Source organism: Streptomyces sp. NPDC008125, assembly GCF_042957125.1.
In the GTDB taxonomy this organism is placed as follows: Bacteria; Actinomycetota; Actinomycetes; order Streptomycetales; family Streptomycetaceae; genus Streptomyces.
The window spans coordinates 24,316-38,494 of the sequence record NZ_JBIBHR010000024.1; the positions used below are offsets into that span (position 1 = coordinate 24,316).

Annotated in this window: 12 protein-coding genes and 1 pseudogene; 5 read left to right on the top strand and 8 right to left on the bottom strand. The window is 70.3% G+C overall.

The window, feature by feature from the left end:
* Nucleotides 1-9 precede the first annotated feature (9 nt).
* The 5 genes from ACFZAX_RS30935 to ACFZAX_RS30955 form a co-directional block, all read right to left on the bottom strand.
* Nucleotides 10-807: an acetylglutamate kinase gene (locus ACFZAX_RS30935; RefSeq protein ID WP_390965618.1), complete on the bottom strand. Its 798-nt coding sequence runs from the start codon at nt 805-807 to the stop codon at nt 10-12.
* A complete protein-coding gene (gene argC / locus ACFZAX_RS30940; RefSeq protein ID WP_390965619.1) occupies nt 804-1,862 on the bottom strand; it encodes an N-acetyl-gamma-glutamyl-phosphate reductase in 1,059 nt (352 codons plus the stop codon). Before argC ends, ACFZAX_RS30935 begins: the two co-directional genes overlap by 4 nt.
* Entirely contained in the window at nt 1,859-2,710 is an 852-nt protein-coding gene (locus ACFZAX_RS30945) for a RimK family alpha-L-glutamate ligase (protein ID WP_390965620.1), read from the bottom strand. Before ACFZAX_RS30945 ends, argC begins: the two co-directional genes overlap by 4 nt.
* Before the next feature lies 1 nt (nt 2,711).
* Nucleotides 2,712-2,897: a lysine biosynthesis protein LysW gene (locus tag ACFZAX_RS30950; protein WP_386892421.1), complete on the bottom strand. Its 186-nt coding sequence runs from the start codon at nt 2,895-2,897 to the stop codon at nt 2,712-2,714.
* Between the two features lie 69 nt (nt 2,898-2,966).
* Nucleotides 2,967-4,121 (bottom strand): isopropylmalate synthase, encoded by a 1,155-nt coding sequence (locus ACFZAX_RS30955; RefSeq protein WP_390965621.1) that lies wholly within the window; start codon nt 4,119-4,121, stop codon nt 2,967-2,969.
* 406 nt (nt 4,122-4,527) lie between these two features.
* Here ACFZAX_RS30955 and ACFZAX_RS30960 point away from each other — a divergent pair, with 406 nt between their 5' ends.
* Together ACFZAX_RS30960 and ACFZAX_RS30965 are read left to right on the top strand one after the other, a co-directional pair.
* On the top strand, nt 4,528-5,712 hold the full coding sequence (locus tag ACFZAX_RS30960) for an acyl-CoA dehydrogenase family protein (RefSeq protein ID WP_390965622.1): 1,185 nt from the start codon (nt 4,528-4,530) through the stop codon (nt 5,710-5,712).
* Nucleotides 5,713-5,730: 18 nt separating this feature from the next.
* Nucleotides 5,731-6,957 (top strand): acyl-CoA dehydrogenase family protein, encoded by a 1,227-nt coding sequence (locus ACFZAX_RS30965; RefSeq protein WP_390965623.1) that lies wholly within the window; start codon nt 5,731-5,733, stop codon nt 6,955-6,957.
* A gap of 180 nt (nt 6,958-7,137) precedes the next feature.
* On the opposite strand, the pseudogene ACFZAX_RS30970 reads toward ACFZAX_RS30965, so the two are convergent.
* A pseudogene (locus tag ACFZAX_RS30970) lies at nt 7,138-7,629 on the bottom strand (transposase); the annotation flags it as partial.
* 1,256 nt (nt 7,630-8,885) lie between these two features.
* Here ACFZAX_RS30970 and ACFZAX_RS30975 point away from each other — a divergent pair.
* Together ACFZAX_RS30975 and ACFZAX_RS30980 are read left to right on the top strand one after the other, a co-directional pair.
* Nucleotides 8,886-11,030 carry an AAA family ATPase gene (locus ACFZAX_RS30975; protein WP_390965624.1) on the top strand — a complete coding sequence of 715 codons (2,145 nt, stop codon included), beginning with the start codon at nt 8,886-8,888 and terminating at the stop codon, nt 11,028-11,030.
* A gap of 4 nt (nt 11,031-11,034) precedes the next feature.
* A complete protein-coding gene (locus ACFZAX_RS30980) occupies nt 11,035-12,255 on the top strand; it encodes an McrC family protein (protein ID WP_390965625.1) in 1,221 nt (406 codons plus the stop codon).
* On the opposite strand, the gene ACFZAX_RS30985 is transcribed toward ACFZAX_RS30980, so the two are convergent.
* Both ACFZAX_RS30985 and ACFZAX_RS30990 read right to left on the bottom strand, forming a co-directional pair.
* Nucleotides 12,252-12,680 (bottom strand): DUF4267 domain-containing protein, encoded by a 429-nt coding sequence (locus ACFZAX_RS30985; RefSeq protein WP_390965626.1) that lies wholly within the window; start codon nt 12,678-12,680, stop codon nt 12,252-12,254. The two genes, ACFZAX_RS30980 and ACFZAX_RS30985, sit on opposite strands and share 4 nt — an antisense overlap.
* Before the next feature lie 26 nt (nt 12,681-12,706).
* Nucleotides 12,707-13,153 carry an anthrone oxygenase family protein gene (locus tag ACFZAX_RS30990; RefSeq protein WP_390965627.1) on the bottom strand — a complete coding sequence of 149 codons (447 nt, stop codon included), beginning with the start codon at nt 13,151-13,153 and terminating at the stop codon, nt 12,707-12,709.
* A gap of 90 nt (nt 13,154-13,243) precedes the next feature.
* On the opposite strand from ACFZAX_RS30990, the gene ACFZAX_RS30995 reads away from it, so the two are divergent.
* Nucleotides 13,244-13,822 carry a WHG domain-containing protein gene (locus tag ACFZAX_RS30995; protein WP_390965628.1) on the top strand — a complete coding sequence of 193 codons (579 nt, stop codon included), beginning with the start codon at nt 13,244-13,246 and terminating at the stop codon, nt 13,820-13,822.
* Nucleotides 13,823-14,179 lie beyond the last annotated feature (357 nt).

Below are 14,179 nucleotides of genomic sequence, written 5' to 3' on the forward strand. Positions count from 1 at the left end.
AGGGGTCCTCTAGTTTCGCGTGATGACGGTGCCGGTGCGTGCCGCGAGGAGGTCGGAGAGGGGCGCGCTGCCGATGACGACCCGCTCCGCCCCCCGCTCCAACGCCTCCTCCGCGGCCCGGAGCTTCTTGCGCATACCGCCCGTAGCACCCTTGTCCCGGAACTCGGCCGCAGCCGCGGCGGTGATCCGGTGCACCGGCCGGTCGTCGATCAGCAGGTGCGTGACATCGGTGACCAGGACGAGGTCGGCCGCACCGATCGCCCCGGCCACCGCTGCGGCGGCTCGGTCGGCATCGGTGTTGACCTCCTGGCCCGCCGCGTTCCGCGCCAGCGGGGTGACCAGGCAGGCGTGGCCGGGCACCAGGTTCTTCAGGTGCGCCGGGTCCACCCCGGTGATCGGCCCGACCAGGTTGTCGAGCTCGACGAGCTGCTTCTCGCGCCACCACCAGCGCTCGCCCTCCCCGGCGCTGACCAGGCCGTCGCTGCCCACCAACCGCTCCGCCGTGATGCCACGGCGCTCCAGCCGTCCGAAGACGTCCTCGGCGAGCTGCGCGCTGACGGTCCTGATGTCCGCGATGACCTCCGGCGTGGTCCACCGGCTCTGGTTGCCGTACCGGTCGCGAAGGACCGCCGAGGACTCCGAGTAGCGCGGGCGGAGCCTCTTGAGGGGCTTGGACCAGCCGTGCACCAGGACCAGCGGGCGGCGCTCGGCGTGCCGGGCGAGATCGTCCCACCACCTGCCGTCGAGGTCCTCCAGGCAGCTCCCGCCGAGCTTGACCACGACGGGCGACGTCGTGTCCGCGCTCATGCCGGCATCAGGGGCTGCATCGTCAGCCCCGTCCTCTCGGGCAGCCCGTACCGCAGGTTGAGCGCCTGGACGGCCTGGCCCGCCGCACCCTTGACCAGATTGTCCAGCGCCGCCAGGACGACGATGCGGCCACCGTCCGGATCGTGCAGGACGGTCACGTCGCAGTAGTTGGACCCCAGCGCCGCCTGGGGATCGGGCATGGGGATCAGCGTCTCGTCGTTCCGGCGCACCCGGACGAAGGAACGGCCCCGGTAGAACCGGGCGTACGCCCTCTGCAGCTCCCGCAGGTCCACCTCGTCGTCGGTGAACACGTAGCAGCTGACGAGCAGCCCGCGCACGTGCGAGACGCCGTAGGCCGACATGCTCAGCGAGTCGATCCCGCCCGGCCCGTGCCGGCCGAGGAACTCGGCCACCTCGGCGGCGTGACGATGTCCGGTCGGGGCGTACGGAGCGATCGCACCGTTCCGCAGGGGGTGCAGGTCTGCCGTCCGCAGCTGCAGACCCCCACCGCTGGAACCGCTCTTCCCGTCCACGACGACGGTCTTCAGGTGCAGACCGAGTCCGAGGGTGAGGGGCGCCAGCCCGAGCGTGATGGCAGTCGCGTAGCAGCCGGGTACGGAGATCAGCGCGGCGCCCTCGAGCGCGTCGCCGACGAGCTCCGGCACGCCGTACACGAAGCGCGCGGCCAACTCCTCGGAGCGTTCGGCCTTCGGGTACCAGCGCTCGTGCAGGTCCCGGCCGCTGATGCGGAAGGCACCGCTGAGGTCGATCACGCACGCCACACGATCGGCGAGCTCCGCGGCGAGCCGGGCGGACACCGGCGCGGGCGTGGCGAGGAACACCACGTCGCACCGTTCGGCCACCCGGTCCGCCTCGACCGGTTCGACGACGAGACCGAGGTCGAGGCGGAGCCCGGGATGGAGCTCCGCCGGGCGCCGGCCTGCGCTGGAACTCCCGCCCAGGAAGGTCAGTTCGAGATCGGGGTGCTGGCTGACCAGCCGGACGAGTTCGCCTCCGGCCAGCCCCGAGGCACCGACGATTCCCACACGTATCATCCGACTGTCTCCCGCAGATATCCGAGCACGGCCGACGAGATGTCCGTGCTCGTCGTGGACGCCACGCCCCGCCACGCGGGGGCGTGATTGACCTCGTTGACGACGGGGCCCGTCGCGGTCCTGAACAGGTCCACCCCGTAGATGCCGGAGCCCAGACGGTCCACGACCCCCTCGACCGTCTTGCGGACGTCGGGGTCGTCGGTCAGGGACCGGCTCCGGTTGCCCAGCGCCGCGTTGCTGCGCCAGTCGGTGCCCGCGCTCTCGAACTCGGCGGCCGCCACGATCTCCCGGCCGACGACGAGGCAGCGGACCGACCCGCCCCCCAGGTACGGCTCGACCAGGCAAGCCTGCTCGAAAGCGTGTCCGAGGTCCTCGACGTAGTCGTACACGGAGTGCGCGAGGTCGGTGTCGCGCACCAGGGTGACGCGCTTGCCCATCCCCCCGTACACGGGTTTGAGCACCACGGGCGTGCCCAGTTCCGTCAACGCCCGCTCGTAGTCCTTGCGGGACAGGGCGAGACGGAAGTCGGGGACGGGTATCCCGGCCGCGCGCAGCACGGCGCGCAGCACGAGCTTGTTCTCGCAGGCGTGGATGGAGGCGGCCGAGTTGAGGACCCTGAGCCCGTTCGCCTCGGCCATGGTGGCGATCAGCCCGCCGCGGGTGTAACTGCGGCTGCGGATCAGGAGCGCGTCGTACCCCTCCAGGGAGGAGACGGCGTGCGCCGCGCCCAGGCAGAGGGACTCGTCGTTGACCCAGTCGATCCGCAGACCGGAGTCCGGGGCCGCCTCGATCAGCCGGCGTTCCTCCCAGCCGATCCGGTCCGCGACGACGGCGATGCTGCCGGCCATCTCACTGGCCCCAGTCGCGGAGCTTGACCTCCACCATCTGCAGGGTCAGGACGCCGTCCTCGATGTCCTCGACCCGCAGGGTCAGCATGCACTCGGGGCAGGACAGCGTCTCGCCCTGCACGAGCGGTGGAACAGTCAGGTCGGTCTCGCACTCGGGGCAGGTGCCGGTCAGGGTTGCGGTGCTCATGGACGACTCCGGTTTCGAAGGAGGGAGCGGAAAAGTGGGGCCGGGGCCCGGAGGCCCGCGGGAGGACTGTCAGACGACGGCCTGGAAGTCGACGGCTGCCTTGCGGACGGCGTCCCGGTCCAGCAGCGGGCCGCCGGCGCCGGCCTGGCGCTCGCTCAGCCACGCGGTGAAGGCGCCCACATCGGTCCGGACGCCGGACCCTTCGAGCGCCCACGCGACCAGAGCCGACGTCAGCCGGGTGCGGACCCGCAACTCGCGCCGGTTGCCGACGAGTTCAGCGGGCAACGTCTCGTACGCCTCGGGGAAGCTGAGCTGGCCGGGCAGTTCGTACGCGAAGGCGTGCGGGGCGGTCGGGCCCGACTGGAAGGCGTCGCCCAGACCGGCACCCTTCAGCGCCAGACGCGAAAGCTCCGTCAGGTGCGTCAGGTCGAAGCGGGTGTCACCGTGCATCACCCGCAAAGAGGTGAGGAGTTCGGCCAGCGGGGCGTTGCCGCCACGCTCGCCGATCCCCCCGACCGTCGCGGAAACCCACTGGGCACCGGCCCGGACGGCGGCGAGGGAGTTGGCCACCGCCATACCCAGCATGTTGTGCGAGTGGATCTCGATCTCGGAACCGTCGATGGCGGTCAGGTCGCCGATCACGGACTGCATCCGCCAGGGCGACAGGCAGGCTACGGTCTCCGCCAGCCGGAACCGGTCGGCGCCGGCCTCGAACCCCGAGGTCACGTACGGGACGAGCCGCTCCTTGGGAGTGCGGGCGCCGTCCTCGCCGCTGAAGGTCACGTGGAAGCCACGCTCCTTGGCCTGAGAGATCGCCGAACCGGCCAGTACCTGGAGGAACTTGAGGCTCGGCGAGTCCAGTTTCAACTGCGCGTGCTGTTCGGAGGTGGGGATGGAGTACATGATGTGGCGCACACCGAGCCGCTCCGCCTCGTCCAGGGCCCGGGCAACCTGCCGCCGGTCCCGTACGACGACGAGCGTCATGCTGCGCTCCGGGCCGATGGCCTCATGGGTGGCGAGGACGAGATCGGCGTCCTTGGAGTCCGGGCCGGACACCATGCCCACCTCGACCAGCTCGACACCGGTCCTCACCAGCCGTTCCGCGATGGCCGCGGCGTCCTTGGGGCCGAATTCGACCCCCGCCATGTGCGCTGAGTCCCGTAGGGTCGCGTCGGATATGCGGGGTAGCCCCGGCAGGCTTTCCTCTCCAGTATCGAAAGGCATGGCATTCCTCTCCCTCGGCGTTTTCCGAATTGATTTCCCGACCGGCTCCGCACTGATCCGGAAAGGGGGGCCCGCGAGATTCCCGGCATGCCCTTCGGAGCAGTGGGGCCGGGGTGCGGAGTGCTGAGCTACATCCTGCTCGCACCTGGGGCGACAGACAACGGCTTGGATGTCAGGACGAGGTCAGGAACCGTCATGCCGCGTCACACCTGCTGACGTAGGACAACTTTCGGGCGCGTTGTGAAAGGACGCCCGCCGCCCGACGGGAATTCCTCGCTAGAGTGTGCGAAGCGAATGCACTTGACATGTTGTTCCCGCTATTTCTCGGCGGCGCGACGACGGGCGACGAAACAGGAACCCGTGAAATTCCGGGTCGCGCGGCCAAGCGAAGAACAGGGGAGATCTGATGGCGCTCTTGCAACTCCCGGCCGCCCTCTGTGCCGACGACGGCACAGCCGGGACCTCACTGCTCGACGAGAGCCGCGAACTCGCCGGCCGCGTCGCGTGGCCGACCACGGCGGCCCGCGACGACGAACGCCGCTGGGACGCGGCCCTCTTCACCCGCCTCGCCGACGCACGCCACGGCGGCGGCCTCATGGGACCCCTGGTCCCACGGACCCTGGGCGGCCGCGGACTGTCCGCCGCCGACACCTGCGCACTTCTCGAAGGTCTCGCCGAAGGCTCCCGTGACCCCGGACTCGCCCTCGCGGTCACCGTCCACGCGGTTCTGGTGACGGTGCCGCTGCGGGCCTTCGGCACCCCCGCGCAACGCGAGCGGTACCTGCCCCGGATGGCCTCGGGGGAGTGGTTCGGCGCACTCTCCCTCCACCAGACGCAAGGCGCCTCGGTGGCCCCTGCGGTCACCGCGCGACGCAGCACGTCCGGCCAGGACGGCTGGGTCCTCAGCGGCGAACTCGACCTCGTCGCGGGCGCACCGCACGCCCACCACTTCCTCGTCGTCGCCGCCCACGAGAACGGCGGCAGGACCGCGTTCGTCGTGGACCGCACGACACCGGGGCTGCTGCTCCACGACGGCGCCCCCGCGGCCATGCGCACCTGCCCGTGGGGCCGGCTGGTCCTGGACGACTGCCCCGTCCCCGGCGACGCCGTCCTGGGCACCGTCGGCGAGGCGTCCGCCGAAGTGGAACCCCTGCTGGCCGTCCTCGACTGGGTCTTCACCAGCGCCCCGTGGCTCGGCATCATGCGCGCGCTGGCACGGGACGCCATCGGCGCGTCCCGCGACCGGTCCCTCTTCGGCCGCCCCCTGGCCCACTCCCAGAGCACGAGGTTCGCGCTGGCCGACCTGGCCACACGGAGCGAACTGGCCGAAGGGCTGCTCCGCCGTACCGCCGGCCTGTTCGACGCCGGCGGCCGGCCGACCCTCCCGCAGGCCGCGGCGGCACGGCTGTTCGTCGCCTCCTCCGCCCGCGCGGTCACCGAGGCGGCCGCCCGCCTCACCGGTCCGCTCACCCCGACCGGCGACCGCCTGGCCGAACGCGCCTTCCGGGACGCCCTGTTCTTCTCGGAGGCGGGTGGCGGGCCCGCGGTCCTCCACCCCGTCATCGCCGCCCACCTGCTCGGAATCGGCTAGGAACGAGGAGTCATCGCGATGAACACCGAACACAACCCCTACCGCACCGCGCTGAGCTTTCCCGGCATCACCGCCCGCGCCCCGGAGACCGACGCCGCGGGGCACATACCCCCCGAGAACTGGAGAGAGATCGTCGACAGCGGGTACCTGCGCCTCTTCCACCCGCCGGAGCACGGCGGGACCGGCGCCGGCGGAGCCGCCCAGATCGACGCGATGCAGGCACTCGCTCGCGCTTGCTCCGGCACCTACTGGTCGGCGACCGTGTCCGCACTGCTCTGCGGCAAACTCATCTCCACCTACGGCAACCTCCGCCACCACGAGAAGCTGCTCCGGTCCCTGCTGTCGGGCGTGAAGACGGCCTGCTTCGCCATCGTGGAACCGACGGCGGGCAGCGACGCCAGCACGTACCGCACCACCGTGCGCCCCGACGGCGGGTCGCGGGGCGGCTTCGTCATCCGGGGGGAGAAGTCCCGCATCACGAACGCGCCCACCGCCGACGTGGCCGTGGCGCTGTCCCGCAGGGAAAGGCAGAGCGGCGACACCGGCCCGGAGTGGTGCCTGGCCTTCGTCGATCTGCATCAGCCGGGCGTCCACCGCTACGAGACGGCGCACATGGGGCTGCGGGGCATGCCCTGGGGCGGCCTCGTCCTCTCCGACGTCCCGGTCGCCCAGGAGGACGTCGTACCCGTCCCGTTCGACGAACTCGCCGAGGGGATGACCTGGGGATGGCTCCTCGTGTCGGTCGCCGCCCTCGCCACCGCCGAGTCCGCACTGTCCGCCTCGGTCCGTCACGCCCACGAACGGGTCTCGTTCGGCCGCTCCCTGGCACACATGGAGGGTGTACAGGCCCAACTGGCCGAGTCCCGCGCGCAGATCGACGCCGGCTGGATACTCGCCCGCCGCGCCGCCGACGAACGCGCGGCAGGCAGGTCCGCCCGGCAGCTGATCGGCATGCTGAAGGTGTACTCCACCGAGATGGCCGTCCAGGTGGCGGGACGCGCGGTGCAGATCCACGGGGCATTCGGAGTGACCAGCGGCCACGAGGTCGAACGCCACTACAGGGACGCACAGATGAACGTGATCGGTGCCTTCACCTCCAACCGCCTGCGGGAGCAGATCACCGAGGGGCTGGGCCTGGGACCCGCGGTTCACGACGCCTTCGACTGGCTGACCCCGGCCGGTCTGAGGCAGCACCCCGCCGGGCTCGACGGCTTCCACGACCGGCCGTCGGCGGCGACCGTCTGACGGTGGCCCTCGAAGCCGTGTGCGCACCGCGGTACGCACCGGCACGGGGTGTCCCGGGCCCGAGGAGACGGGACCCGGGACACCCCGCCGGTCACAGCGGGTGCGTCGCCCCCGATGCGGTGCCCACCGCGAGGAGGACCGGCCGGCACCGGGCGGAGAAAGTGTTGGGTAACTGGTTGATCACTCGTGGTCGAGGTCGTCGGTGAGGCGTCGGGCCGCTTCGGCTTCGATGGGGCCGTGGGGTTCGATGGTCTCGCCGGCGAGGCGGGCGGCCACGAGCCGGATCATCGCAACCTTGATCATGGCTTCAGCGTGCGCCGTCTTGCGCCCGTAGTCGCGGGCCAACCGTCTGCACCGTCCCCACCAGCAGAATGTTCGTTCCATCACCCACCTGCGGGGCAGCACCTGGAAGCCTTTCACGTCCGTGTTGCGTGGGACGGCGGCGATCTCCGCGTTCTCGTTGTCCGCCGCCCAGCGGATGAGCCCGGAGTCGACGCGGTTGACGTAGCCGCCGTCGACCCAGACCAGGCCGACCTGCGAAAACAGGTCCCGGATGCCGGTGAGGACCAGTTTCGCTCCGGCCCGGTCCTGGACCGAAGCGGAGTGCACCACGGCGCGCGGTACGAGGCCGCAGGTGTCCACCAGCAGATGGCCCTTGCGCCCCCGCACCCGAGTGGATCGCCTTCCCCCGCCGCTACCTCTCTACCGAGAGCATGGACAGCCTCTATCCGGACACCACAACCCTCCTGCCCGGCACAACCGAGTGATCACCTGCACCACCTCACGGGACATGACCGAGCAACGCGCACGGCCGGCCGGAAATCGCTCCCGGTCGGCGGTGCGGTATGTGGTGCGAGACGAAGGAGTACGGGCACATGCAGGGAATTTCCTCCCGGGATCTGGTCGGGCAGCTCGTCCGGCTACTGCCGGAAGTGGAGCCGTACCTTGAAACGGCTGCCCGGCGGCACGGCAGGCGGGCAGCCCAGGTGACCCACTGGGGCCAGGTCAACACCCACCCCGGGACGCTGCTTTCGGAAGTCCTCGCCCATCCGCTGTTTCAGCCCAGTTCCTCGCGCGCTGCTTCGTTTTCGTCGAGGGCTCGGAGGAGAGTCCGGGAGGGGCGAGCTCGTGGAGACGGCGTACTTCACCTTCGTGAAGCCCCTCATGGAGAGCAGAGAAGTGCGCGATCGTGCCTTCCGGTTCGCCGGTCCCAGGACGCGTGTGGAGATCCTGGCCGTGCTGCAAGGCTGGAACGTCCCCGTGGATGCCTCGTGGGAGGCGGAACGGCGGGCCTAAGGGCTGTCCCGCAATTCCTGGCGGGTGCGCGACGACAGCTACGGCACCTCGCCGCGTTGTCGGAACGTCCACATACATCCAGTATGCGGACGCCCCTCCGCCTTGCGATGCACCGCATCTGACGCCGCGCACTGATCCACCACGAATTGCGGGACAGCCCTTAGCCACGGCATCCGGACGCCTACGCGGGCTGCTGGTCGGCGCGCGGAGGCCGGAGCGGTCACGGAGATGACCCGCGCCTGGCCACCGCTATGTTCGGCCAGCAGCGGAGCTGAAGTGGATCACCTGGTCGCTGCTCCCTGTCGGCCTCGTATTGATCGCCGTGACGGCGGGGCAGACGGCGGGGCAGACGGCGGGGCCGTCTGGGCTACCGCGACCGTCCTCCTGACGGCGCCGGCGTCCGCTCCCCGGCGGCGAGACCGCTTCCCAGGGCACCTGCCGGCGGTTCGGCTGCCTCGGGTATCCGATCGTCCTGGCGGTGTGGTTCCGCGTCGGCCCCTACGATGGGCGGCGCGCGTGGCGCGAGGGCCGGCGTGGGGGCGGACTGGGGGACAATGGACGTGATCGAGCAGCGTCGGGCACGAACGGGTGTATTCGGAACGACAGTTGAGGGAGTTCCTGTCGTCAGGGCAGTGGGCCGTGTCTTCCGGCGGGGGCTGCTCGACGGCCGCTCCGCTCTCGTCCCGGGGCTGACCATCTGGACGTACGACACGGCGGTCGACCTGCGGCGCCGGTTCGTCGACCAGCCGGACCAGTCCTCCGACACCTTCCTGGTGAAGCTGGAACGGCAGTTGGTCGGCGCCCCCCACGCGACGATCGTCCTCGCCGCCGAACTCCTCTACGTGAACCTCGTACCGCTGAAGCCGGAACAGATAGGCGTCCCGAGGAAACGGGAGATTCTGAAGGAGGTTCTCTCCTGGGCCAATGGGGACATCGTCATACCGGCCGAACTCGATGCCCCGCTCACCGGGTTCATCAACGGCGGCCAGGCCTTCCTCAACTACCGCTGGGCGCAGTTCCAGTTCCTTGTACTGCTGGTGGAACAGCTGCTGGAGTGGGCTCCCCACGAGAGGGGGGAACTGCTTTCCAACCCGTGGCGCTTCCAGGAGGAGTGCCGGCACGTGCTCGCTTCCATGGGCCACAACAAGGCCCGCGCACAACTCCACGTCCTCCAGGCACTCCTGTTCCCCGAGGCCTTCCTCCCCATCGCCAGCACCCAAAGCAAGCGGCGCATCCTGACCGGCTATCGCGAGCGTCTCCCGAACCCCACCGGCGATGACGACCGCGACCTCCTCACCCTCCGCACCCTGTTGCAGGAGGAGTCCGAGGACCCGGTGGACTTCTTCGCCGACCCCTGGCTCAGCCACTGGCGCCCCGGGGCGGCTCAGGTCGGTCAACAGGGTTGGCTGGTGAGGGGGTTCGGAGCCGCCGGGCAGAGCTTCCTGTCGGACTGGCTGGCCCACGGCTACTGCTCGGTCTCCTTCGGCGAGGTTCCGGAGATTTCCGCGGGCGCCACCAAATCCGCGATCCAGCAGGCCGTCGCCCGAGCCATGCCGGAAGCGACCGTGCAGGCACGAGGCCAGGCGATCGGCCAACTCTACTTGTTCCTCAGCCAGATGAAGCAGGGTGACGTCGTCGTCACCGTCACCGCCGACGAAGTGCACGTGGGCACCATCGAGGGCCCGGCGCTGTACGACCTGTCCGACGGCCCCGACCAGGCCCGCCGCCGCCCGGTCAAGTGGGCCACCGCCATCCGCCCCCTGCGCCGCGCCGACCTCCCCGAGCAGGTGCAGAGTCAGCTTCAACGCCCGCCCACCGTCTACGACATCAGCACGGTAGCCGCCGAACTCGCCGAAGCCGCGGACCTGACCGACGCCGTCGAGGAGGAATTGCTCAAGATCGACGCGACCCGCCCGATCGAGCTGCCACCGGTCGGTGAGGAACTCGCGGGTGAACTGCTCATGCCCGTCGGCTGGTTGCGGGACACCGCGCGCCAACTGGAGCGGATGCAGCAGATCATCCTGTACGGTCCGCCCGGCACCGGCAAGACATTCCTGGCCCGGCGCCTCGCCCAGCACGTGGCCGGGTCCGACCGTACGAAGCTGGTGCAGTTCCACCCGTCGTACACCTACGAGGACTTCTTCGAAGGGTTCCGCCCGGTCAGGAACGACGGCGGCAGCGTGGCCTTCGAGGTCGTGCCGGGGCCGTTCAAGCTGCTGGTGGACCGGGCCCGGAAGGACCCGGCGAACCCGTATGTGCTGGTCATCGACGAGATCAACCGGGCCAACCTCGCCAAGGTCTTCGGCGAGCTGTACTTCCTGCTGGAGTACCGGGACGAGCCGATCACCACCCAGTACTCGCCCGAGCAGGAGTTCGATCTGCCCAAGAACGTCTACATCATCGGCACGATGAACACCGCCGACCGTTCCATCGCCCTCGTGGACGCGGCCATGCGCCGCCGCTTCGCCTTCCGCCGACTCTCCCCGGACCGCCCGCCCGTCGCCGGCCTGCTGCGCTGCTGGTTGGACCGTCACGACCTGCCCGGACGCCCGGCCGACCTCCTCGACGCCCTCAACTCCCGCCTTGCCGACCCGGATCGCGCGATCGGACCGTCGTACCTGATGGACCATCAGGTTGCGGACCCGGAAGGCCTGGAGCTGATCTGGAGCACCCAGATCCTGCCCCTCCTGGAGGACCAGCTATACGGCACGGGTGTCGACGTGGAGGAGGAGTACGGACTCGGCGCCCTCCAGGCCGTCGTCGCCGAGGGCGAGTGACCCGATGACCCTCATCCCCGGCCCAGTACCCATCCGCCTCACCGAGACCGGTGGCGGCGTCCAAGTCGCCCTGCATCCCGCCCAGGTCGCCACGCTGGTAAACAGCCCGCGCCTCGTCCGGCTCACCCCCGTTCCCGGCCCCGGCGGACGGTGGCGTGTCTCCGGCCTCGAACGCGTCGGCCTGGTCCGCCTCGGACGGGGAGACGGCGCCGTCGAACTCCACATCGACCCCAAACTCCCCGTCGCCCAGCTGCTGTTCCTGCTCACCTACGCCCCGGGCACCCCCTGGAAGGACCAGCAGGTCGCCGCATCGGCGTCCGATGACGACCTGCTCCCCGCCCTCGCCGATGCCTACGCCCGCGCCGCCCGCCGCGCCCTCGACCCGGGCGTCCTGCACGGCTACCGCCTCACCGACGACGAACTCCCCGTCGTGCGCGGCCGTATCCGCACCGCCGACCAGCTGCGCCGCTCCGGACTCCCGCTCCCCGTGGCCGTCCGCTACGACGACTTCACCGCCGACATCCCCGAGAACCGCGTCCTGCTCACCGCCCTGCACCGCCTGGAACACCTCCCCGGCGTCACGGACACGGCCCGCCGCACCCTGCGCCACCTCGCCGCCCGCCTCCCCGAGGTCACACCCCTGCGCCCCGGCACCCCGCTCCCCGCCTGGACGCCGACCCGCCTCAACTCCCGTTACGCGCCCGTCCTGCGCCTGGCGGAGTTGATCCTCACCGACCGCAGCCTCACCCCGCACGGGCCCACCCCCGTGACGACCGACGGCTTCGTCCTCGACCTGGCCAAGGTCTTCGAGCGGTTCCTCACCGACACGCTGACCGCCGCCCTGTGCACCCACGGGGTACGCGTCAAATCCCAGGACCGGCATCACCGCCTGGACGTCGACGCCCGCGTCCACATCAGACCCGACCTGGTCCTCTACCGAGCCGGCCGCCCGCTGACGGTCGTCGACGCCAAGTACAAGGATCTCGGTGCCGGCACACCGACCACCGGTAACCTCTTCCAACTTCTCAGTTACTGCACGGCGTTGGCTCTCCCGCACGGCCACCTCGTCTACGCGGCCCAGCAGGGCGACGCCCCCGTCCCGCACACGATCCGCAATACGGGCATCACCCTCACCGCCCACGCCCTCGACCTGGCCCGCCCTCCGGCGGAGATCCTGGCATCGGTCACTGCCCTCGCCGACCACCTGGCACAGCAGCCGAGCTAGCAGGCGGCCTGCGGGGCGCGCGCTGCCGGGGCAGCCGCGACCTTGCGGGTCTCGCGCATTATCAGCAGGCCGTTGACCACCATCAGTGTCGCGGTCAGGCCGTGGACGCCGAGCGCGGTGGCCACGGAGCCGTGGTGGGCCAGCACGTTGGCCATGTCCCCGTACGCGGCGACGGCCTCCACCAGCATTGCCCAGCCCAGCGCCCGGCGGTGACCTGCCACCAGCAGGACACCCAGTACCAGGGCCATGACGACGTCGCGGGTTCCCTTGACGATCAGGAAGCCACCGCCGTCGCCGGACGGCCAGCTCGGCAGGCCGAAGCCCGGCGCCACCGTCTCCGGGCGCAGGATGAACTCCGACCCGAACCAGAGGATGAAGAGGATGAAGGCGGCGGCCAGGACGGTGTTGATCTTCTTCAGCGGCATTGTTCTTCTCCTTGTGGGCATCGGGCTCAGACGAGGGCGGTGACCAGGAAGGCGAAGGCGGCGACGATGACGGCGACGCGGACGTAGTGGTAGCGGTCCCAGCGGTTCATCTGCTCCTTCCAGTCCGCGGGCCGGTTCTCGGGGGTCCACGTCTTGCCCTGGTTGTTGATCGGGACGAGCAGCAGGAGCGACATGATCACGCTCACGATCAGCAGCGCGGCGGCGATGACGACGAGTCCGGCGCCGGGGCGGTCCCATCCGGTGATGGCCCAGACCGCGCTGAGGACGAGCGAGCCGATGTACCAGAACGGCATGAGGGCGCCGAGCATCCGGCCCCCGTGGGCGCGGGCGAGCTGGCCACTGTCCTCGGGAAGGGCGTTGAAGATCCGGTTCATGACGAAGGCGACGGAGAACTCCACCCCCACCATCAAGCCGACGATCACGGTGGTGACGACCTCGAGTGCGTTGAGCATGATGACCCTCTTGTTATCTAGTGCCGCTAGATGTTGAGGCAACGCTAGTGCTGCTGCCGCTCTCTTGTCTAGCGGTGCTAGGATCGCATCATGTCGGTACAGGAACGCAAGCAGCGGGAACGGGCGGAGCGCGAGCGCCTCATCGTGGCGACGGCCCGCGAACTCGCCGAGCAACAGGGCTGGGACGCGGTCACCACCCGCCGGCTCGCCGAACGCATTGAATACAGCCAGCCCGTCCTCTACAGCCATTTCCGTGGCAAGCGCGAGATCATCGGCGCTGTCGCCCTCCAGGGCGCCACCGAGCTGGCCGCGGCGGTGCGGGCCGCCACCGCCGCCGTGGACGGCCCGCGCGAGCGGGTCGCCGCCCTCGCGCGCGCCTACCTCGACTTCGCCGAACGCAACCCGGCGGTCTACGACGCCATCTTCCAGCTCGACGGCGGTCTGGCGTACGCACAGGAGGACACCCCGGAACCCCTCAAGGACGCCTTCGCCGCGCTGTTGGAGTGCCTCGGCGAGGTCTCTGGGGACGGCGTCGAACCGGGGCTGTTCACCGAGGTGTTCTGGGCGTCCCTGCACGGAGTGGCGACTCTGACCCGGTCAGGACGGCTGCCGCCCGAGTACACCGAGCTGAGGTTGGAACTGGTGGTGGACCGGCTCGCCATGGTCTGACACACCGTCCCGGCGGACACGCAGCCGGGGCCCCCAGGCCCCCGCCGCTGCCTGCGGGAACGCTTCCGGTCACTCGCGTCCACACGGCGCAGCCGCACATCGCCGGGCCCCGTGCCCCAGGCCGGCACTCGCTTTGGAAGCTGTCACGATCGGTACCTCCGCCCGCGCCTCGATCAGCTTCGCGTTTCGCCGCGGCGATGGTGTCCACCCGCAGGTAGTACTGATCGACGTGGACCAGCCGGGTCCGCGTGAGCGCACCTCTGCCTGTCAGCCGGCCCCGAGCGTCCTTCCGGAAGGGACACGCCCCGGGGCAGGGGGCTCATGGACAACTCTCCGCCCCGTATCGGACGAATTCGC